General features: G+C 32.1%; 20 protein-coding genes and 1 pseudogene. 10 read left to right on the top strand and 11 right to left on the bottom strand.

The window, feature by feature from the left end:
* Positions 1 to 49 precede the first annotated feature (49 nt).
* The 3 genes from ACWNT5_RS21915 to ACWNT5_RS21905 all read right to left on the bottom strand — a co-directional run bounded on the left by ACWNT5_RS21915 (position 50) and on the right by ACWNT5_RS21905 (position 4,038).
* On the bottom strand, positions 50 to 667 hold the full coding sequence (locus tag ACWNT5_RS21915) for a tRNA (guanine-N1)-methyltransferase (protein ID WP_299602514.1): 618 nt from the start codon (positions 665 to 667) through the stop codon (positions 50 to 52).
* A gap of 369 nt (positions 668 to 1,036) precedes the next feature.
* A complete protein-coding gene (locus ACWNT5_RS21910; RefSeq protein WP_299602512.1) occupies positions 1,037 to 2,485 on the bottom strand; it encodes a glyceraldehyde-3-phosphate dehydrogenase in 1,449 nt (482 codons plus the stop codon).
* A gap of 134 nt (positions 2,486 to 2,619) precedes the next feature.
* The gene (locus ACWNT5_RS21905; protein WP_299602509.1) at positions 2,620 to 4,038 is read right to left on the bottom strand and encodes a trypsin-like peptidase domain-containing protein; all 1,419 of its coding nucleotides are present in this window, start codon (positions 4,036 to 4,038) and stop codon (positions 2,620 to 2,622) included.
* A 166-nt stretch (positions 4,039 to 4,204) separates the two neighbouring features.
* Between ACWNT5_RS21905 and dapF the strand changes: the two genes are divergently transcribed.
* The 4 genes from dapF (at position 4,205) to ACWNT5_RS21885 (ending at position 7,540) form a co-directional block, all read left to right on the top strand.
* On the top strand, positions 4,205 to 4,990 hold the full coding sequence (gene dapF / locus ACWNT5_RS21900; protein ID WP_299602506.1) for a diaminopimelate epimerase: 786 nt from the start codon (positions 4,205 to 4,207) through the stop codon (positions 4,988 to 4,990).
* A complete protein-coding gene (locus tag ACWNT5_RS21895) occupies positions 4,984 to 5,511 on the top strand; it encodes a GNAT family N-acetyltransferase (protein WP_299602503.1) in 528 nt (175 codons plus the stop codon). Before dapF ends, ACWNT5_RS21895 begins: the two co-directional genes overlap by 7 nt.
* Positions 5,501 to 6,544 carry an endolytic transglycosylase MltG gene (mltG, locus tag ACWNT5_RS21890; protein ID WP_299602502.1) on the top strand — a complete coding sequence of 348 codons (1,044 nt, stop codon included), beginning with the start codon at positions 5,501 to 5,503 and terminating at the stop codon, positions 6,542 to 6,544. Before ACWNT5_RS21895 ends, mltG begins: the two co-directional genes overlap by 11 nt.
* A 351-nt stretch (positions 6,545 to 6,895) precedes the next feature.
* Positions 6,896 to 7,540, top strand: a complete 645-nt coding sequence (locus tag ACWNT5_RS21885) for a peptidoglycan-binding protein LysM (protein ID WP_299602499.1) — start codon at positions 6,896 to 6,898, stop codon at positions 7,538 to 7,540.
* Between the two features lie 17 nt (positions 7,541 to 7,557).
* On the opposite strand, the gene ACWNT5_RS21880 is transcribed toward ACWNT5_RS21885, so the two are convergent.
* The 3 genes from ACWNT5_RS21880 to dnaA (ACWNT5_RS21870) form a co-directional block, all read right to left on the bottom strand.
* Positions 7,558 to 8,289, bottom strand: a complete 732-nt coding sequence (locus ACWNT5_RS21880) for an SAM-dependent methyltransferase (RefSeq protein ID WP_299602496.1) — start codon at positions 8,287 to 8,289, stop codon at positions 7,558 to 7,560.
* Between the two features lie 184 nt (positions 8,290 to 8,473).
* A complete protein-coding gene (locus ACWNT5_RS21875) occupies positions 8,474 to 8,926 on the bottom strand; it encodes a low molecular weight protein-tyrosine-phosphatase (RefSeq protein WP_299602494.1) in 453 nt (150 codons plus the stop codon).
* Between the two features lie 16 nt (positions 8,927 to 8,942).
* Positions 8,943 to 10,370, bottom strand: coding sequence for a chromosomal replication initiator protein DnaA (gene dnaA, locus ACWNT5_RS21870; RefSeq protein WP_219010186.1), 1,428 nt, complete (start codon positions 10,368 to 10,370; stop codon positions 8,943 to 8,945).
* Positions 10,371 to 10,562: 192 nt separating this feature from the next.
* On the opposite strand from dnaA (ACWNT5_RS21870), the gene ACWNT5_RS21865 reads away from it, so the two are divergent.
* Positions 10,563 to 10,976 carry an acyl-CoA thioesterase gene (locus ACWNT5_RS21865; RefSeq protein ID WP_299602488.1) on the top strand — a complete coding sequence of 138 codons (414 nt, stop codon included), beginning with the start codon at positions 10,563 to 10,565 and terminating at the stop codon, positions 10,974 to 10,976.
* On the opposite strand, the gene ACWNT5_RS21860 is transcribed toward ACWNT5_RS21865, so the two are convergent.
* From ACWNT5_RS21860 to ACWNT5_RS21840, 5 genes are read right to left on the bottom strand one after another with little or no spacing between them, the layout of a single operon-like run.
* Complete coding sequence (locus ACWNT5_RS21860) at positions 10,965 to 11,579, bottom strand: IMPACT family protein (protein ID WP_456518571.1); 615 nt, start codon at positions 11,577 to 11,579, stop codon at positions 10,965 to 10,967. The genes ACWNT5_RS21865 and ACWNT5_RS21860 overlap by 12 nt on opposite strands.
* Positions 11,580 to 11,584: 5 nt before the next feature.
* Positions 11,585 to 12,454: an EamA/RhaT family transporter gene (locus ACWNT5_RS21855; RefSeq protein ID WP_456518570.1), complete on the bottom strand. Its 870-nt coding sequence runs from the start codon at positions 12,452 to 12,454 to the stop codon at positions 11,585 to 11,587.
* Positions 12,451 to 13,059, bottom strand: a complete 609-nt coding sequence (locus tag ACWNT5_RS21850) for an HAD family hydrolase (RefSeq protein WP_299902254.1) — start codon at positions 13,057 to 13,059, stop codon at positions 12,451 to 12,453. The genes ACWNT5_RS21855 and ACWNT5_RS21850 overlap by 4 nt, the downstream gene beginning before the upstream one ends.
* Entirely contained in the window at positions 13,037 to 14,074 is a 1,038-nt protein-coding gene (ribD, locus tag ACWNT5_RS21845) for a bifunctional diaminohydroxyphosphoribosylaminopyrimidine deaminase/5-amino-6-(5-phosphoribosylamino)uracil reductase RibD (protein WP_456518569.1), read from the bottom strand. The genes ACWNT5_RS21850 and ribD overlap by 23 nt, the downstream gene beginning before the upstream one ends.
* Positions 14,075 to 14,099: 25 nt before the next feature.
* A complete protein-coding gene (locus ACWNT5_RS21840) occupies positions 14,100 to 14,561 on the bottom strand; it encodes an LEA type 2 family protein (protein WP_456518568.1) in 462 nt (153 codons plus the stop codon).
* A gap of 94 nt (positions 14,562 to 14,655) precedes the next feature.
* On the opposite strand from ACWNT5_RS21840, the gene ACWNT5_RS21835 reads away from it, so the two are divergent.
* The 5 genes and pseudogenes from ACWNT5_RS21835 (at position 14,656) to ligA (ending at position 20,578) form a co-directional block, all read left to right on the top strand.
* On the top strand, positions 14,656 to 15,141 hold the full coding sequence (locus tag ACWNT5_RS21835; RefSeq protein WP_299602471.1) for a GNAT family N-acetyltransferase: 486 nt from the start codon (positions 14,656 to 14,658) through the stop codon (positions 15,139 to 15,141).
* 2 nt (positions 15,142 to 15,143) lie between these two features.
* Complete coding sequence (gene prmC / locus ACWNT5_RS21830) at positions 15,144 to 16,019, top strand: peptide chain release factor N(5)-glutamine methyltransferase (RefSeq protein ID WP_299602469.1); 876 nt, start codon at positions 15,144 to 15,146, stop codon at positions 16,017 to 16,019.
* Complete coding sequence (locus ACWNT5_RS21825) at positions 16,012 to 16,602, top strand: LOG family protein (RefSeq protein ID WP_299602467.1); 591 nt, start codon at positions 16,012 to 16,014, stop codon at positions 16,600 to 16,602. The genes prmC and ACWNT5_RS21825 overlap by 8 nt, the downstream gene beginning before the upstream one ends.
* Position 16,603: 1 nt before the next feature.
* Positions 16,604 to 18,019: pseudogene (dnaA, locus tag ACWNT5_RS21820) on the top strand (chromosomal replication initiator protein DnaA); the annotation flags it as partial.
* A 564-nt stretch (positions 18,020 to 18,583) separates the two neighbouring features.
* On the top strand, positions 18,584 to 20,578 hold the full coding sequence (gene ligA, locus ACWNT5_RS21815) for an NAD-dependent DNA ligase LigA (RefSeq protein WP_456518567.1): 1,995 nt from the start codon (positions 18,584 to 18,586) through the stop codon (positions 20,576 to 20,578).
* Positions 20,579 to 20,636 lie beyond the last annotated feature (58 nt).

Here is a 20,636-nt window from a genome sequence, read left to right as displayed (position 1 = left end):
TAGAAAATGCAAAGATGCAAAACTATATGATAAAATCCAGAAAAATGATCTACTTAGCGCCAGCTTTGCGTTGCTTGTTGATCTCGTCCTGAAGTTTACGCATTACTTTTTGTTCTCTTTCTAATGCTCTACGTCGATGATCTTCAAATTCTGCTTCTGTCTCAGCTAAAGCCTTTTTAGCCTGAATTGTTACAGAATTACTATTCTTAAACTTGAATACAAAAAATGCTAACAAAGCAAGCAGAGCACCAACAATAGTCCACATCATCGTTTTATAACTTCCTTTGGTAAATGACATTCCTAAAAATGTCATGTTATCTTTTTCTTCGGTAACTGCGGATAAATCTTCGTTAGTTTTTGCTAAAGAGGCTTCTAGGTTTGTAATAGAAGTTTGCTGTGCTATAATTTTTTGATTAGAACTATTTAATTTCGATTCTAATGTTTTAAGTGAATCGATAGTATTTCCTTTAAGTTTATCTAACCATACTCGTTTTACTACCTTGTATTCTTGATATCTTCCAGATTTTTTAATTACGACATCAAACTGAGTTTTGATATTCTCTTTCTTGAGTGCTTGTTCTGCAGTTAGTTCTTCTTCTTGTGCCTGAATGGTTTCAAAGATGGGGAGAAAAGCTATGAAAACTAATAGGTACTTTGATAATTTCATGTGTGAGTTTTTGTAATTTTAATGGTCGATTGAAGCCTGAATTGTTTTGGATCAATTTATATTACTTGCAAAATTCTATGATCCTTTTGGTAAACAGATTTCATTCTTTTACGTTAGTCTTTAATTTATTCTAACGATAATAAATATACGATATTGTAAGCGATTTAAAAGATTTAAATGCATGATATTTATTTATCAGTCTCTAAATTGAGGGTTTGAAAAAGCAATAACGAAGCCATTATGAATAGGATGATTGTCTATTAGATGCTGAGATAAAGAGTTTTACAATTGTCATAATAATGACTAACAAAAAAAGTCGTTACACTGTGATAACGACTTTTTAATATTATTTCTAACTAATTTTAATTGTTAGTAATATGTAAACCTTCTCACTTTAGCAATGTATTTAGAAAGTCTGATTACCTGATGGCTATATCCATATTCATTATCATACCAAACATATAAAACTGCATTTTTTCCTTTGGTATCAACGATAGTTGCATTACTGTCGTAGATAGAAGGAGCAGAAGAACCAACGATGTCACTTGATACTAGTTCATTATCAAGAGAGTATTTGATTTGCTCTACTAAATTTCCTTCTAGAGCATATTTTTTAATAATGGCATTCATGCTTTCCTTAGTAGTGCTTTTCTCTAAGTTAAGGTTAAGAATCGCTAAAGAACCATTAGGAACAGGAACTCTAATTGCGTTAGAAGTTAGTTTTCCTTCAAAACTAGGTAATGCTTTGGAAACAGCTTTTCCTGCGCCGGTTTCAGTAATAACCATATTTAAGGCTGCCGCACGACCTCTTCGATATTTTTTATGCATATTATCTACTAAGTTCTGATCGTTAGTATATGCATGGATCGTTTCTAAATGTCCATTGATAACTCCGAAGCTTTCATCTACTGCCTGTAGTATCGGAGTGATCGCATTGGTGGTACAAGATGCTGCCGAAAAGATATTTACTTTATCTGGGTTATGTTCTTGGTGATTTACACCATGAACGATATTAGGGATTCCTTTTCCAGGTGCGGTAAGTAATACTTTGTCAATACCTTTAGCAATTAGGTGTCTGCTTAAAGCCTCTTTATCTCTAAAAGCACCTGTGTTGTCAATCAATAAGGCATTGTCAATTCCAAAAGAAGTATAATCTACATCTTCTGGGTTGTTAGTACTAATTACTTTTACAGTAGTACCATTAATAATTAGAGAGCTATTGGCAATATCAGTTTCTACTAAACCAGCAAACTCACCATGTACTGAATCATTCCTTAAAAGAGAAGCTCTTTTTTCTAAGATTTCTTCGGTAATAGCACCTCTGGTAACGATGGCTCTTAAACGCAGCTGACTCCCTTTGCCAGTAATGGTCATAAGTTCTCTTGCAACTAATCGTCCTATTCTTCCGAAACCATAAAGAACTACATCTTTTGGAGAAATATTTTTAAATTTTTTAGCATCCTTAAGCTTGTTCATAACGAAGCTCGTTGCAGAGTCATATTCATTTCCTGCAAGGTGATATTCATACGTTAATTTACCGATATCTAATTTTGCTGGAGGTAAATCCATCAATTTTATCGCTTGAGCAATTTCAACCGAATCAAATATTGATATAGGCTTTTGAACAAATTCTCCTGCATACTCATGTAAATTAAGAATTTCACTTACATTTTTGTCGATTAGTTGGTTACGGAATAAAACTAATTCAATAGAATTATCGTACCATAAATCGCTTACAGTTTTAATAAATGCTACCGTAGCACGGCGTCTATCTGCCTGAAAGGCAAGTTCTTTCTCATAAACTTCGTTAGAACTCATAGTTGTTGTGTTTTACTATCTTGAAATTTCGCGCAAAAGTATGAATTTCAAACGTTTTCGTAAAGCTTTTTTTAAATAAAAATCCCATTGCTTTTTGTAAACAATGGGATTCTATATATAATGCTCAATAATTCTTAATTCTGAAAAACAAATTCTCTCTTTTCTCCATTACGATCTATCAAACTGATCGTGATATCGTCCTCAGGATATTTGCTTTCTATGATCTGTTTTACTTGTAAAACGTTTTTAACTTTTTTGTTATCAATCTCACTAATAATTAAGCCTTCTAAATTGTATCGCTGCATTCTTGGGCTTAGTGCTTTGCTAATGATAACTCCATGGTCTAAATTAAATTTCTTTAAATAATCTGGATTAGGATTAGCTACCTCTACACCTACATCTTCAATGTTATATCTTTGTATTACGTATTTGGTTAAGGTAACAGGTACACTTAATTCTCTGTTTTCTCGTAATATTTTTACAGTAATAACATCATTCGGACTTTTACTGTTAACATATCCAGTTAGATCTGAGAATTTCTTGATTTTTAAGCCATCAATTTCTTTAATTACGTCTCCTTCTTTAAGCCCTGCTTTTTTAGCACCACTATCTTCTCCTACATTTGTTATAACAACTCCCTGTGTTTCATTAAGGTCGTATTTTTCCATTACTTGCTTCGTAAGATTATCTCCATTGATACCTAAAATACCTCTTTGTACATCTCCAAATTCTAAAATGTCTTCCACGATTTTTCTGGCATTATTGGAGGGAACGGCAAAAGCATATCCTACATAACTTCCTGTTTGTGAGGTGATAGCAGTGTTTATTCCGATTAATTCTCCTCTCGTATTTACCAAAGCACCACCGCTATTTCCTGGATTTATGGCTGCGTCTGTTTGGATGAAGGATTGAAAATTACCATCATATTCATTTAAATCTCTTGATTTTGCACTAATAATACCTGCAGTCACGGTAGAGGTTAGGTTAAAAGGGTTTCCAACCGCAAGTACCCATTCTCCAATTTTGGCAGTATTAGAATTTCCAAATGGGATATACGATAATTTTTCATCGGTATTAATTTTAATCAACGCAATATCCGATTGTGGAGCAGTACCAATGATTTCTGCTTTATATGATTTATTATTATTTAAAGTAACTTCTAAATCTGTAGCTCCATCAATTACATGATTATTAGTAACAATATAACCGTCTTCTGTTATAATAACTCCAGAACCTGCTCCTTGAATTCTTCTTTCTGTAGAACCACCGTTTCTGAAATATTCCATCAGATTTCTAGGAGTTTTCGTAATTCCGTATTGTTTTACGTGCACAACTGCATTTACTGTTTTTTCTGCTGCAACGGTAAAATCAATATTTGTTGGAGCGGTACTTAAATTTGTAGCATTGTATGCTGTGGGTATTACATTTGTTTTTGGAGTAGTTTCGTTTTTGGTAATTACGATAGGCTCTGTTTCCAGAAATATTTTATACGCTCCTAACGTCATTACACCTGCTAAAATAGCGACAACCAATAAGCTCAAAAATCTTTTCATCTTCTTTTCTTTTTTCGTTTAATTTGACTAGTACTATATTATAGACTGTTGATAACAATTAAAATTACAATTATAGTATATTTTTTTTCGATATTTAACGCTCTATTAACAACGATTATATGGATACTTTCTTTGTACCTTTGTTGTTTACATTTGAATTAAAATAATGAACTTAACTTTTTATAAATACCAAGGTACAGGTAATGATTTTGTAATCATCGATAACAGAGATTCGATATTGTCCAAAAATGATACCAAATTATTTGCAAGACTTTGTGACAGAAAATTTGGTATTGGTGCAGATGGTCTAATGTTATTAGAGCTTCCAGGAAATGAAGAGGATGATTTTACCATGGTTTATTTTAATGCCGATGGAAACGAAAGTACTATGTGTGGTAATGGCGGACGATGCCTAGTTGCTTTTGCGGCGTACTTAGGAGTTATTAAAGATAAAGCTGTTTTTACAGCAATAGATGGTAAGCATATAGCTGAAATTAAAGATGGTTTGGTGTATTTGCAAATGCAAAATGTTTCTGAGATAGAAAAGCATGATTCCCATCTGTTTTTGGATACTGGTTCTCCGCATCATGTCACTATGGTTGATGATATAGTAAATTATGACGTTACTAATGTTGGACGTAAAATTAGAAATGGAGCACCTTATTTTGAAGCTGGAAGTAATGTGAATTTTGTTCAAAAACAAAATGATGATATGTTTTCAGTAAGAACTTATGAGCGAGGAGTAGAAGACGAAACATTATCTTGTGGAACAGGAGTTACTGCGGTAGCACTATCTATGCACGCTACCAAAAATACAAACAAAGAAGAGGTTAAGGTCAAAACTCCAGGAGGAGAATTGAAAGTTACCTTCCGTGAAACTGATAATGGTTATGAAGATGTATTTCTTATTGGACCGGCAGAACAAGTTTTTAAAGGTGAAATTATATGTTAACATTAAAAGGTGAGCATATATATCTGCGAGCACTAGAGCCTGAAGATTTAGATTTTATATATATTATTGAGAATGATGAGCGGATTTGGGAAATGAGTACAACACAGACCCCTTATTCACGCTTTTTGATCAAGCAATATCTAGAAAATGCACATCAAGATATATATGATGCTAAACAATTAAGACTTTTAATAAGTACTAATGACGGAGCTTCTATTGGATTAATTGACTTGTTTGATTTTAATCCAACACATAATAGAGCAGGAGTAGGGATTATCATTGCTGAGCCAGAGCAACGAGGAAAAGGTTATGGTAAAGAAGCCTTACGGCTAATTAAAAAATATGGCGATACTCATCTACGATTACACCAACTATATGCGAATATTGCAGATGATAATTTAGCAAGCATAGGACTTTTTGAAGGAGAAGGATTTCGGAAAGTAGGAATAAAAAAAGAATGGAATCTTGTAAATGGTATTTACAAGAATGAATTATTATATCAATATATATATGTACATTAAAAGAATATTATTATTAATAGCACTTATCGGTTTATTAGCAGGAGGATGGTTTGCGTATTATGTATATAACGCTGTATTTTCTCCTAATACAAATTTTGAAGTAGAGACTAAGACCGTATTTATTCCTTCAGGAACTACTTTTCAGGAATTGAAAAAAGAAATACATCCTTTATTAAAGGATCCTTATAGTTTTGATAAAATTGCTGCAAAAAAAGGGTATGCTAATAAAGTGAAAGCAGGAAGATATATTATTAAAAAAGGGCTTAATAATAATGAACTTGTGGATCTGTTAAGAAGTAAAAATACTCCTATTCAATTGACATTTAATAATCAAGAGCGTTTAGAGAATTTAGCAGGTAGAGTAGCACAACAGATAGAGGCGGATAGTATTTCTCTTGTAAAAGCTTTTAAGGATGAAAGCTTTATTAACGAAAATGGATTTACTATTGATAATGCGTTATCCATGTATATACCTAACAAGTATGAATTTTTTTGGAATACATCAGCAGAGCAGTTTAGAAGCCGTATGCTAAAGGAGTATAATCGTTTTTGGAATGATAAAAGAAAAGCGAAAGCTAAAAAAATAGGTTTAACTGCTACTGAAGTTACTACTGTAGCCTCTATTGTTCAAAAAGAAACTGCTAAAGTGGATGAACGACCTCGAGTAGCTGGAGTTTATATGAATCGGTATAATAATGGATGGAAACTCGATGCAGATCCTACCGTTATATATGCACTTAAGAAGCATAGGAATGACTGGGATATAGTAATCAAAAGAGTTTTGTTTAAAGATTTAGAGTTAGATAGTCCTTATAATACTTATAAATACAATACATTACCACCAGGTCCAATTACGATGCCTGATATCTCTTCAATTGACGCTGTTCTTAATTATGAAAAGCATGAGTATTATTTTTTCGTAGCGAATGTGGAAAACTTTGGTTATCATAAATTCGCTAAGAGTATTGAACAACATAATCGTAATAAAAAGCAATATATAAATTGGATTAATAAGCAAGGCGTAAGACGATAAATCATTTAGCTTTTTTGTAGGAAAAAAATAAAGATTTTACGGAAGACTTATTGTTTTTCGACTTTATTTATTAACAAAATCGTTTGAGTTGTTGTGGATTTCTCCACGGTACTTTGATTTAATTTTTATCGACAAAAGTTGCTTGTTAGACGTTTAAGTGTAAGAATTAAGACTTTTTTTGACTTTTTCAGTGCTTTTTTAACTCTTTTTTTGGTGTAAAATACTGTTTTTCAGCATTATAATAAATTTAACATAAGCACCTATTTTGTTTAAAAAAAAGCTGTATATTTGCACCGCAAAAATTTAAGTAGAGGGGAACGCTTTTTTAGTGTCTACTTAGAAATTTTTTATATGATAAAAAGGATAATTGGACTTTTTGTAATTCTTACAATCGGGGGAGTTGTTTTAGTAAGTTTTACACCAAAAAAAAGAGTAGATCTAAGTTCTTATAGCACTGAGGGCTTGGATCTCTACTACATCACACCCAATTTCAATGAGATTGAAGATGATCTTAACGACATTATAATTTATCCAGAATTAGGTAATTCATATGTAGGTTTTAAAGAAGCTTTAGCTTTTAAGGAATCTAGAGGAGATTATGGGGTAGTGAATCAATTTGGCTACATGGGTAAATATCAATTTGGTATGGGAACACTAGCGTTAATTGGTATTAAGAATAAAAACGATTTTCTAAATAACCCAGAGTTACAGGAAAAAGCATTTTACGCAAATCTTTCTAGAAATAAATGGATTTTACGTAGAGATCTTAAATGGTTTACTGGTAAGAGGATGAATGGAGTAATTGTTACCGAGTCTGGAGTATTAGCTGCGGCACATCTTGCTGGCCCAGGAGCTGTTAAGAAATACCTTCGTAGTGGAGGGGTTGATGGTTTTTCGGATGCTTTTGGTACTACAATTCGTTATTACATGAAACGTTTTTCAGGATTTGATACTTCTTTTGTAGTTCCGAATAGAAAAGCTAAAGTTCAGTTTTAGTTTAATTTTTGTATTTTCTAAAAATCTTTTTGGATAATAAAAATTGTAGGTTTCTTATGAAGCTCAATTTGTTCTTTTCTCCATTCTTCTACGGTTTTGGTACGTATGTATTCTGTGGTCAGTGTAATATCACTAGCAATGCATAATCTAGTGTTTGGATTTAGAATAGTGGTAAGATCAGCTAGCATTTTATCATTTCTATACGGAGTCTCTATAAAGATTTGAGCTTGATTCTTTTCTAAAGAATTTTTTTCAAGGGATTTGATAGTGGACTTTCTGTCAGCTTTATCTATTGGTAAATATCCATTAAAACAAAAGTTCTGGCCATTCATTCCGCTACTCATCATTGCTAAAAATATGGAAGATGGTCCTACCAACGGTGTTACTTGGATTCCTTTTTCATGTGCTAATCTCACAACTTCTGCTCCTGGATCTGCAATACCGGGGCATCCAGCGTCTGATAATAATCCAATAGATTCTCCATTTAAACAGGGAGCTAAATAATTTGGTATTTCCGTAGCATCTGTGTATTTATTCACTGAGTGAATGATTAGCGATCTCTGAGATTTACTTGGACTTACCTTTTTAATAAACCTTCTTGCAGGCTTTTCGTTTTCGACAATATAGTGGTTTACTTGTTCTAAAACTTTTTTTATTGATATCGGTAATACTTCTAAAGGAACATCATCACCTAATCGAGTTGGTATTAGATATAGTTTTCCTTTGGGATCTAGGGGTTTTGATTCCATAATTATAAAATAATAGTTTTTTGATTAAATGAACTAATGTGGTTGTTGTTAATATGATTAGATGTATGATGAATACATATTAAATTATCATAAAACGCTGTAATGTTTTTCAAAGAATGTAATATTTTAAGTAGTTAATGCTTACTAAATATACAAAAACTTTGTTTTGTAAGATCTTTATTTGTTATAACTCTTGGATTAGTTGGTCACAAGCTTTATCTAACATTTCAAATACATTTTCAAATCCTTGATCTCCTCCGTAGTATGGATCTGGCACATCTAGATTTTCGTTAGGATGCAATTCGTTTAAAATCAGTTTTACTTTTTTTCTATCGCTAGAATTGCGAGACAATTTTATGATGTTTTGATAGTTTGAGTTGTCCATGGCATAGATGATGTCGTATAAATCAAAGTCACTAACAGTGAATTGTGCAGCTCTTTGATTACTAATGTCTATACCATGATTTCTAGCTGTTTGTATAGATCTCATATCTGGTTTTTCTCCGATATGATAATTACTTGTTCCAGCAGAACTGATTTGATAGAGATCAGGATCAAGTTTAGAAGCTAAAATACCTTCTGCCAATGGAGACCTGCAAATGTTTCCAAGGCAAACCATTAGAATTTTAGTCTTCATTAATTAAATGTTTTGTTTATAATGTAAGTTTTTTACCTAAGTCTTCTACGTATTTTCTAAACTGTTTGTCTGTAGAAGAAAGATTGTCCACAGTTTTGCAAGCGTGCAGTACTGTCGCGTGATCTCTTTTTCCAATTTGAGTACCGATACTAGCCAATGAAGCTTTTGTTAGCTTTTTTGCAAAAAACATAGCTAATTGTCTTGCTTGTACGATATGGCGTTTACGAGTTTTGGACTGCAGAGTTTCTACATCCATTTGGAAATAGTCACTTACTACTTTTTGAATATAATCAATTGAAACTTCTCGTTTAGTGTTTTTAACGTAGTTGTCTACAATTGCTTTCGCTAAGTCGATTGTAATATCCTTTTTGTTAAAAGAAGAATGAGCTATTAAAGAGATAATGGCGCCTTCTAGTTCTCGGATATTTGTTTTTATATTATTAGCTAAAAATTCAACTATATCTTCTGGCATTTCTACACCGTCTCTATAAAGTTTGTTTTTAATTATAGATATACGGGTTTCAAAGTCTGGTTGATGCAATTCTGCTGATAATCCCCACTTGAAACGTGATAGTAATCGCTGCTCGATATCTTGCATATCTACAGGAGCCTTATCACTGGTAAGAATTACCTGTTTTCCATTTTGATGTAAATGATTAAAGATATGGAAGAATACATCTTGAGTTCCAGCTTTTCCGGATAATAACTGTATGTCGTCTACAATAAGAACGTCTATAATTTGGTAGAAATGTATAAAATCATTTCTATTATTCTTTTTAACAGACTCTATGTATTGCTGTGTAAATTTTTCTGCAGAAATATATAAAACTGTTTTTTCCGGATAGTTATCTTTTATGTTTACACCTATTGCATGTGCCAAATGTGTCTTACCTAATCCAACTCCTCCAAAAATTAACAAAGGATTAAAAGAAGTTCCTCCTGGTTTGTTAGCTACTGCCATACCTGCAGATCTTGCTAAACGGTTAGAGTCTCCTTCTAGGAAATTATCAAAATTATAGCTTGGATTTAGTTGAGATTCAATTTTTACATTTCGAATGCCAGGTATTACAAAAGGATTCTTAAGTTCTGGATTTTTACTCTTAATAGGTACGTCTACTTCTTGAGAAGTTACAGGTGTTCTGTTAGAGCTAGGAATCTTTTCTGTAAATGGTTTTTTATTACCATAAGTGTTTTCCATTTTTATAATGTAAACCAGCTTTGCTGTTTCTCCTAATTCTCGAGTAAGAGAAACCTTCAAAAGGTTTACATAATGTTCTTCGAGCCACTCGTAAAAAAACTTGCTAGGTACCTGGATGCTCAAAGCACTATCAGTAAGCTTTACAGCTTTAATAGGTTCAAACCAGGTTTTAAAAGCTTGTGGGGTAATGTTATCTTCTATAAACGACAGACAATTATCCCAAACTGATTGCGCAGTTAAATTCATTAGAGTGGTTAGATTACTTTAATATCGTTATTAACGGAAAATTGTTGAAAAAGTTCCTTCTTTTTTTGCTTGACAAATATGTGAACAAAAAATGTAAAAAAAAAACGAATTTGGGGTTGAATTTTAAATAATTTTTTCGCATACTTTAATGATTCTAATGCCAAATGGCTCATTTTTTTTATAATTAAATATATGTCAATCACTTCCGAAACTTCATTAAAAGTTAGATATTCTGAAACAGACCAAATGGGTGTTGTACACCACGGTAATTACGCACAATACCTAGAGTTAGCCCGTATTGATTGGTTGTCTCGCTTAGGTATTTCATATAAGAATATGGAGGAGAACGGTGTGATGCTTCCTGTTTTTACCTTAGACTTTAAATTTAAGAAATCTGCGTTCTTTGACGATGAATTAACTGTTAAAACTTTCCTTAAGAAAATTCCTACAGCCCGTATTGTTTTTGACTACGAAATATACAATCAGAATCAAGATTTATTAACAATTGCTTCTTCCACTTTGGTGTTTGTCGATACGAAAACACGAAAGCCGATTTTATGTCCTCCCTACTTATTAGAAATTATAGAAAATACCTTAACTAGCTAATCTTTCAATTTCTACTTCATACAACGTAGAGAAAAGATCATTTATTTCACTGGAGACTGTTTTTCTTACAGAAATAAATATTTTACAGTTTAATTCTAGTTTTTGGTCTAATATCTTGATCTTTTTTTCTTTGATAATTCGCATTACTTTATTCATGTTTTTGTATTCAAAAGTGATGCAAAACTTAATATCAATTGTTTTTTCTATAACATTTGAAGCTTCGAGTGATAATTTAGCAGACGTTTTATAGGCGTTAATTAATCCGCCAACACCGAGCTTAACACCACCAAAATATCGTACAACTACCACAAGGATATTAGTAACTTCGAAAGATTGTATTTGGCCATAAATTGGTTGTCCGGCAGAATTGGAAGGTTCTCCATCATCATTACTTCTATATTGGATAGTTTCTACACCTAATTGCCAGGCATAGCACCAATGCCTAGCGGCATGATGATGTTTTTTTAAAGATTCAATTATTGGTTTAACATCTTCCTCTTTAGAAATAGGAAATGAATATCCAAAGAATTTACTGTTTTTATCTTTAAATAAGACTTCTTCTCCTGGAGAATCTATGGTTTTATATAAATCGCTATTGTTCAATATTATTAAATAGAGTAAGTAACTAAGAGAATACTAATTATTGCTAATATAATACCTAACCAGTTTTTTTGTATTAATTTTTCTTTGAAAAATAGCACTCCTACAATGGTAGATAATAATAATATAGCAACGTTGTTAATGATAAAAACCGTTGAGCTATCTAAAGTATCGTTTCTTAATGCTTGAATCAAAAAATAAATTGAAAAATAATTCGGAATACCTAAGCAGGTTCCTGCAATGATGTTTTTTGGAGCTATTTTTAAAGTTTTTTTTAATAATTTATAAGATAAGATACAAATTCCTATAACAGCGGCAGAACCAAATATACAAGCCGAAAACAAAGCGGTTTCTTCTTCAGTTACATGATTTTTTTCCATAAACTTTAAACTTGTGTCGATAATTCCTCCACCAAGAAAAACTAATAATGGAAATATTAAGTTTTGTGTCTTTATAGAGATTCCACTGGTGTTTTTTACCGATGTTAGATAAACAGCAATCAGTGCAATTAAAATACCTGAGATTTTTAAAAACCCTGTACTTTCTTTATAAACTAGAATGCCAAATATTACAGGGATTGCTACACTCATTTTACTTGCAACTGCAGCTACAGAAAGCCCGTTTTTTTGTGTGGTTATAGCCATGAGATTAAAAACCAATATAAAAACTAAACCTAAAATAATGGTGGTGTAAAACCAACTGAATTCAGCAATTTTACTAACCTCTATAGTTTTTTGGTATGCGATAAAACCAGAAATAGAAGCAACAATGTAATTAACAACGATTGCTTGTAACGTATCTACTTTGTATTTGCTAAATAATTTAAAAGTAATTAATATCCAGCTCGAAGAAAGTATGCTTAATAAAAGGTATATCAAAATAAATCAGATTTTATAGAAAATAATTCTGTGACATCCTCGGTTACTGGATTATTGTTCCATGTTTTTATCCCTAATCGTTGAGCAGCTATCGTATTTTCTTCAGTGTCATCGATAAATAGAGTGTTTTCGGGAGTTAACTTGTGTTCTTCTAAAACGTATTGAAAAATATCAGAATCAGGTTTTCTTAAGTTAATCTCATGAGATAGATAAAAGGAATCAAAGCAAGACTTGAAATCATGATAAAAAGAAATGTTTTCTTGTATCCAATTAATATGCAATTCATTGGTATTGCTTAATAATAATAATTTATATTTCTTTTCAATTGAAAGTTTTTTAATAAAGTCTAATCGTTTATCTGGAAATTCTTTCAAAATAGCATTCCATGCATAAACAATCTGTTCTTTTGTAGTGTTTGGGATGATTTTTTGATAATGATCAATAAAATCGGATGTAGTTATCTTACCAATTTCATATAACTTATTAAAATCTGATAGTTCTTTATTAATAGATGGCAAGCCTAATTTCTTAAGTTCTTTTTCGGTAGCTGGTTTATCCAGATTGATAAACACATCGCCAAAATCAAAAATGATTGTTGTGATCATTGATGTATATGCTTAGAGTGTCATTTAAAATTTTTTCAGAGGATGTTAGTTTTCCATGAATCTTAGGAGCTATTGTGCCTTTTGAGAAATTAGTGATTCCTTTAAATATTCTTGCTTCGTCCCAAAGATTTTTATCAATAAAAGATTGTATGGTAAAACTGCCACCTTCTATTATTACAGATTGTATTTCATGTTTGTGGAGAATTCTACAAATATCTGTTGTAATTTGTTTGCCCGGCTCAATAGTTTCATAAATCAGATTGGAGCTATTTTTATTGATATTATTCTTAGAGGTAATCACAATTGTTTTTACTGTTTTATCTAAAATTGAAGAATCTATTGGAGTTTTATTAGACAAATCAATAAGAACCCTTACCGGATGATGTCCAGACCAATCTCTAGTAGTAAGTTTTGGGTTATCTTCAATAACCGTTTTGTTACCAACTAAAATAGCTTGCTCTTCTGCGCGCCATTTATGTACCAACTGTCTAGAATTTGAATTTGTGATCCAAACTGGAGCACGTTCAGAACTTTTTTCGGGAGCAATAAATCCATCTTGTGTTTGAGCCCATTTTAAAATAATGTAAGGCCGTTTCTTGTTGTGATAAGTGAAAAAACGTTTGTGATGTTTCCTGCACTCATCCTCTAATACGCCAACCGTTACATCACAACCAGCTTTCTTGAGTTTTTCGATGCCTCTGCCTGCTACTTTACTATGTGTGTCTATAGTACCGATAAATACTTTAGGGATTTGATTTCGAATAATCATGTCGCTACAGGGAGGAGTCTTTCCGAAATGGGAACAAGGTTCCAATGTTACATAAAGACTTGCTTCTTTTAATAAGGATTTATCTTTTACGGAATTCACTGCATTAACTTCTGCATGATTTCCTCCATAGGCACTAGTGAAGCCTTCTCCTATAATGTGTTCATCATGTACTATTACGCATCCAACCATTGGATTAGGTCTAGCGGATCCCAGGGCATTCTTTCCAATCTGAATGCATCGATGCATATGTTTTTTGTGTATATCCAAAGTTTTATTTTAAACTAACTTTTTGTTCTTTGTTAATTTTATAGGGATAAGAAAAATTTCCAAAATGATATTTTATATTCCCTTTGTATTGAATATGAATAGAATCAGTTTGAACGATTTTAAGCACGCTATTTAAGAGATTACTCTTATTGTCTTCATATATTTTTGAAAGTGAAAATGTTCCTTCTAAAGGAATTTTAAATTCATTTTTCGATGGAACATCAAATTCTTTGGAGGATATCACACCAACATCAATGTTATCAACAAAAACGTGCATATCTTCGATAGAAAGTGTTCCATCTACATTATTTGGATTGTTAAAAACAGCATCTGCGTGGATTGTTATATTACGCATACTTACGTTTTTAACATCTATTTTAGAGATGCGCTCGAACTCAGGTTTCTTAGATAAAGAACAGCTTGGTAGTATAAGAAATATTGTTGATAAGAATAGAAACTTCTTCATTGATTACTGAGCAGATTTAATGTATATTTCAGTTCGTTTATGAAACAAAATAAAGTCACTTTTTGTAATCACAAAAGTAACATTTAATATTAGAATGGGTACTATAAAAATACGACCAGTTGCTCTAGAAGATAATAAAGCTTTAGCAGCTGTAATAAGAGAGGTTTTAATAGAAATGGGAGTTCCTAAGGTAGGTACTGCTTATGAGGATAAAGAGCTGGATATAATGTTTGAAACTTATGAAGGCGCAAGGAAAGAATATTTTGTAGTAGAAGAGGATGAGAAAATCATTGGAGGTGCAGGGATTGCTCAATTAGAAAAAGGAAGTGACGAGATTTGTGAACTTCAAAAAATGTATTTTTTACCGGAGGCTAGAGGAAAAGGATTAGGGCATCAAATGATGAATACCTGTCTTGATTTTGCCAGAACACAAGGATTTACAAAATGTTATTTGGAGACAATGCCTTATATGAAAGACGCAAGGAAATTGTATGCTAAAGTTGGCTTTACTTACTTAGATGCTCCAATGGGAGATACAGGGCATTACAGTTGTCAGGCTTGGATGATTAAAGATTTATAGATTTGAAAATTAAAGATCTTAGAAAAGATTTTATTGATTCACTATCAGAATTGTATGGTTTAGAAGAAGCTAGGTCGTTCTTTTATTTGCTTTCGGAGTATAAACTTGGTCTACAACGTGTGAATATAGCTTTAGAGCTGGATAGGATTCTAAATAAAGAGGATCTCTCATATTTTAAAGAAGCAAAAATAAGATTGTTACATGAAGAGCCTATACAGTACATTATCGGGGATACCGAGTTTTATGGACTTTTATTCAAGGTGAATCAGCACGTATTAATTCCCAGACCAGAAACTGAAGAATTGGTAGATTGGATAGTGAAAGATTGGCAGTCTATCAACAATACTCGTAAACTTACTATTTTAGATATAGGAACAGGTAGTGGTTGTATAGCTATTTCATTAGCTACAGCGCTTTCTAATGCTGATGTTTACGCTATAGACGTTTCAGAACAAGCTATCGAAGTAGCTAAATTCAATGCCAAATATCATGAGGTAGATATTCAGTTTATGCATTCGGATATTTTAGAAATGAATTCTTTACCTCATAAGTTTGATATTATTGTTTCCAATCCCCCATATGTTAGAGAATTAGAAAAAGAAGAAATTCAGGCTAATGTATTAGAAAATGAACCAAGTATCGCACTGTTCGTTTCTGATGAAAATCCTTTAATTTTTTATGAAAAAATAACTGCCCTTGCTAAAGAAGGTTTGACTGATACCGGTGCTTTATATTTTGAAATTAATCAATACCTTGGTGTCGAAACTAAAAATATGATTCAGGAATACGAATATGAATTTATTGATCTTCGTAAAGATATAAATGGTAACGATCGAATGATCCGTGCCTGTAATACTAAAAATATAATTAATGAATAATCTAACTTCTATTTGTGTTTTTTGCGGAAGTAGCGAAGGCAATGATACCAAAACGGTAAGTGATGCTTTATTGCTCGGAGAAAAATTAGCTAATCAGGGAATTACCTTGGTGTATGGAGCAGCTAAAATCGGTATCATGGGGAAAGTAGCAGAAGGCGCTCTTAATCATCAAGGAAAAGTAGTAGGAGTTATTCCTGATTTCCTAAAATTAAAAGAAGTTGTTCATCTTGGGTTAACTGAGCTGATAACAACTAAAAATATGCACGAACGTAAAATGAAAATGCATAATCTTAGTGATGGGTTTATTACTTTACCTGGTGGTTTTGGGACTTTAGAAGAGCTATTTGAAATCATTACGTGGTCTCAGTTAGGGTTGCATCAAAAACCTATTGGTTTATTGAATATCAATGGATTTTACGATCATTTATTACTTTTATTAGAGAATATGGTAAAAAGTGGCTTTCTAAAACAAGAAAACTATGATCTTCTAATTGTGGATGATCAAATCGATTCGTTACTAGAAAAAATGAAGTCATTTGAACCTGCACAAGTGCCGAAGTGGTTGCAACCAGATAGAACTTGATATGGATAAAACGGCAGACTCAGTTTGGAATAATTGTTTGTTATATATAGAGGACAAAATTACTCCACAAGCTTTTGAAACCTGGTTTGAACCTATTAAAGCTGTAAAGCTTACTGATAGTGCTTTGAGCATCCAGGTACCTAGCAAGTTTTTTTACGAGTGGCTCGAAGAACATTATGTAGAACTTTTACGGTTATCTTTGACTAGGGAATTAGGCGAACATTCTAAGTTAGTATATATTATTAAAATGGAGAATGTATTTGGAAAAAAAAAAGCGTTTTATGAGAAAATACCAAGTACTTCTCGTAAAACTATAAGTTCTCAAGAAGTAGATATTCCTATTAGAAGTAAAAACCCCGAACTTAAAAATCCATTTGTGATTCCAGGGATTAGAAGTTTAAAAATAGAATCTCAATTAAACCCTAATTATAATTTTGATAACTTTATAGAAGGGGATTCGAACCGTTTAGCAAGATCTGCTGGTATGGCAGTAGCTAACAAACCTGGAGAAACGTCTTTTAATCCTTTGTTAATTTTTGGAGGAGTTGGGCTAGGTAAGACACACTTGGCACATGCAATAGGTGTAAACATAAAAGACAATTATCCTGAAAAAACAGTTTTATATATTTCGGCAGAAAAATTTACACGAGAATATATTAACTCTATTAAGAATAATGGGAGAGAAGATTTTATTCAATTGTACAAAATTCTTGATTTGTTAATTGTAGATGATGTCCAATTATTATTAGGAAAAAAAGATACACAGGATGTGTTTTTCTATATTATTAATTATTTAAGAAAAGAAGGTAAGCAGGTAATATTAACTTGTAACAAAGTTCCACTGAATTTATATGGAATAGATGAGGGTTTGAGTTCCGAAATTAAAAAAGGATTGTCTGCCGAGCTTCATCAACCGGATTATGAGACCAAAATATCTATTATCAAAAATAAACTTTATAGAGATGGCATAGAAATGCCAGAAGATGTTGTGGAGTTTTTGGCAAATAATATTAAAACTAACATAAATGTGTTGGAAGGAGCTCTGATCTCAATCATAGCACATTCTTCATTTAAAAAAGAGGATGTGACTATTGACCTTGCTAGGAAAATTATTCATAATTATTTTTTAAATAACAAAAAGAGTTATAAAGATAAAATTAAAATTCATGACCTTTTAAGAAATGCATTCATTAAATATTTAATAAGTTTTGACGAGTATGTTAAAGATACTAAGGGGATTCAAATAGAGTTTCAAATAAATAAAATATCTGAAGGTTTAGAGTTGGAAATTTTGGTTGATAAAGATGTGAATATTGAAGATATTCGGCTATATATCAATGAATATGTCAATTTGGTTCACAATTTAAACCTGTCTTTAAGAGATAAAGTAATTGTTGAAGAATTAACCAAGGAAATAGAGTTTTTAGAAATCAAATATAAAGCCCAAATTCAACAGTTTAAAACAAACCTTGATTTCGCTAATTATAAAATTAAATACTTAGAAGAAGATATTTCGAAGTTTCGTAATTTGTTTTTAAATAGGGAAAAAGAACCAATAAGGGTTAATTTAAATATAAATCAAAACCAAGAACAATCTCAACTTCAATATCAGTCTCAAGTTTTAGAATTTTCAAAAGAAGAGATTATTCATTTTCAAGATGCATTTGATTTTATTGTAAATAATTTAAGAAATACAGAACTATTTGACGATGCTGAGAAGCTTCAGGAAGATTTAGATCTTCTTAATGAAGAAAATATTAAAGATTTGAAAAAAAGTGGTTTTAAAAACCGTTTTAGGCGTTTTTTTGATAAGATTAAAGCTGGAATAGATGGAATTAATTGGACAAGAAAAACAGCGGAAACTTTTATAAAAGGAAAAGAATCTCTACAAAAACTTTCGGAATATCTTGGGATTGAAATAAAGGACGTTATCAATCTAATAGAAGAGGCAATAAAATAATAGCATAACGGTATCACAACAATGAATATAGAACAACAAATCAATCAATTAAGGGAAGAATTAAGACAACATAATTATAACTATTATGTCTTAGATGCAGCTACTATAAGTGATTATGAGTTCGATATGAAACTTAAAGAACTTCAAGCTTTAGAAGAAAAACACCCTGAGTTTTATGATCCTAATTCACCAACTTTGAGAGTAGGAGGGCAGGTTACTAAAAATTTTAATACAGTAGTTCATGAGCAACGAATGTACTCGTTGGATAATTCTTACTCTAAAGAAGATTTGTTGGATTGGGAAACTAGAATTAAGAAATTGGTTGATGGCGATGTAAGTTATACTTGCGAGCTTAAATATGACGGTGCTTCTATTAGTCTTACGTACGAAAATGGAGAGTTATTACGTGCAGTAACCAGAGGTGATGGAATCCAGGGCGATGATGTTACGACCAATGTAAAAACAATTAAGTCTGTACCTTTAAAATTAAAAGGAGATTATCCCGCAAAGTTTGATATCCGAGGAGAAATTGTATTGCCTTATGAAGGCTTTGCTAAAATGAATCAGGAGCGAATAGCAGCAGGAGAAGAACCTTATGCAAATCCAAGAAATACTGCTTCTGGAAGTTTGAAGCTTCAGGATAGTAGTGAAACTGCAAAAAGACCATTAGATTGTTTGTTGTATAATTTGGCTGGAGATCGATTAGGTATTTTTTCACAATATGAAAGTTTAGAAAAAGCTAGAGAATGGGGGTTTAAAGTTCCAGAAGAATCACGTTTAGTGCATTCTATAGATGAAGTGTTGGAGTTTGTGAATATTTGGGATGAAAAAAGAAGAGATTTACCTTATGAAACAGATGGTGTTGTCATAAAAGTAAATGATTTACAACAACAAGAAGAGCTTGGTTTTACTTCAAAAGCTCCAAGATGGGCAATGGCTTATAAATTTAAGGCAGAGCAAGCAATTACCAAGCTAAATAAAATAACTTATCAAGTGGGTCGCACAGGAGCTATAACACCAGTTGCTAATTTAGAGCCTGTTCAGTTGGCAGGTACTACAGTAAAAAGAGCTTCATTGCATAACGCAGATCAAATTCAAAAGCTTGATATCCGAGAGAATGATACGGTGTTTGTAGAAAAGGGAGGCGAGATCATTCCCAAAATTGTAAGTGTAGATTTCACAAAAAGAGATCAAGACTCTATGCCAACTGTGTATATTTCTTCTTGTCCAGAATGTGGTACAGAATTAATAAGAAAAGAGGGAGAAGCACAGCATTATTGCCCGAATATAGACGGATGTCCGCCGCAGATTGTGGGTAGAATACAGCATTACATATCTCGTAAAGCACTGGATATAGAAGGTCTTGGAGGAGAAACCGTGGCATTGCTGGTAAAAGAAGGCTTAATCAAAGATTATGCAGACCTTTATATGCTTAAAAAAGAACAAGTTATTCCACTGGAGCGTATGGCCGAAAAAAGTGCGGATAATCTCATCGAAGGAATTGCTAAATCTAAAGAGATTCCCTTCGAAAGAGTTTTATTTGGCTTAGGAATTCGGTATGTAGGAGAGACTGTAGCTAAAAAATTAGCAAAACATTACAAGACAATCGAAGCGATTATGCAAGCTTCAGAAGAGGATTTGGTAAGTGTTGACGAAATTGGAATCAAAATAGCGCAAAGCGTTAAAGAGTTTTTCGATACGGAATCTAATAAAACACTTATTACTAGACTTTTAGATTATGGTGTGCAATTGCAAATCTCAGCGGAGAAATTAGCTAATCAAAAAGATACATTAAATGGTCAAACATTTGTTGTTTCGGGAGTTTTTGAGAAGGTTTCTCGTAATGAGTTAAAGAAGCTTATTGAAGATAATGGAGGGAAAGTTTCTAGTTCAATTTCTTCTAAAACATCTTATGTAGTAGCTGGAGCTAATATGGGACCAAGTAAGTTGGAAAAAGCAAATAAGCTGGGGATTGCTATTATTACCGAAGAGGATTTCTTAAATTTATTGGAATAAAGAGATAATTGTAATTGAATTTTGAATCATGTGAACAGGATAGATTTTGTATGAATTC

Source organism: Aquimarina sp. 433 (assembly GCF_054054605.1).
This window is presented reverse-complemented; position numbering and strand designations above follow the sequence as displayed.

Excerpts from the sequence above, each read along its gene's own strand:
- ACWNT5_RS21835 (WP_299602471.1), top strand. The coding sequence starts at position 14,656 with ATGGGTACTATAAAAATACGACCAGTTGCTCTAGAAGATAATAAAGCT.
- ACWNT5_RS21825 (WP_299602467.1), top strand. The coding sequence starts at position 16,012 with ATGAATAATCTAACTTCTATTTGTGTTTTTTGCGGAAGTAGCGAAGGC.
- dapF (WP_299602506.1), top strand. The coding sequence starts at position 4,205 with ATGAACTTAACTTTTTATAAATACCAAGGTACAGGTAATGATTTTGTA.
- dnaA (WP_219010186.1), bottom strand. The coding sequence starts at position 10,370 with ATGAATTTAACTGCGCAATCAGTTTGGGATAATTGTCTGTCGTTTATA.
- ligA (WP_456518567.1), top strand. The coding sequence starts at position 18,584 with ATGAATATAGAACAACAAATCAATCAATTAAGGGAAGAATTAAGACAA.
- ACWNT5_RS21840 (WP_456518568.1), bottom strand. The coding sequence starts at position 14,561 with ATGAAGAAGTTTCTATTCTTATCAACAATATTTCTTATACTACCAAGC.
- mltG (WP_299602502.1), top strand. The coding sequence starts at position 5,501 with ATGTACATTAAAAGAATATTATTATTAATAGCACTTATCGGTTTATTA.
- ACWNT5_RS21910 (WP_299602512.1), bottom strand. The coding sequence starts at position 2,485 with ATGAGTTCTAACGAAGTTTATGAGAAAGAACTTGCCTTTCAGGCAGAT.
- ACWNT5_RS21850 (WP_299902254.1), bottom strand. The coding sequence starts at position 13,059 with ATGATCACAACAATCATTTTTGATTTTGGCGATGTGTTTATCAATCTG.
- ACWNT5_RS21865 (WP_299602488.1), top strand. The coding sequence starts at position 10,563 with ATGTCAATCACTTCCGAAACTTCATTAAAAGTTAGATATTCTGAAACA.
- ACWNT5_RS21905 (WP_299602509.1), bottom strand. The coding sequence starts at position 4,038 with ATGAAAAGATTTTTGAGCTTATTGGTTGTCGCTATTTTAGCAGGTGTA.
- ACWNT5_RS21895 (WP_299602503.1), top strand. The coding sequence starts at position 4,984 with ATGTTAACATTAAAAGGTGAGCATATATATCTGCGAGCACTAGAGCCT.
- ACWNT5_RS21880 (WP_299602496.1), bottom strand. The coding sequence starts at position 8,289 with ATGGAATCAAAACCCCTAGATCCCAAAGGAAAACTATATCTAATACCA.
- ACWNT5_RS21875 (WP_299602494.1), bottom strand. The coding sequence starts at position 8,926 with ATGAAGACTAAAATTCTAATGGTTTGCCTTGGAAACATTTGCAGGTCT.
- ACWNT5_RS21915 (WP_299602514.1), bottom strand. The coding sequence starts at position 667 with ATGAAATTATCAAAGTACCTATTAGTTTTCATAGCTTTTCTCCCCATC.
- ACWNT5_RS21885 (WP_299602499.1), top strand. The coding sequence starts at position 6,896 with ATGATAAAAAGGATAATTGGACTTTTTGTAATTCTTACAATCGGGGGA.
- ribD (WP_456518569.1), bottom strand. The coding sequence starts at position 14,074 with ATGCATCGATGCATTCAGATTGGAAAGAATGCCCTGGGATCCGCTAGA.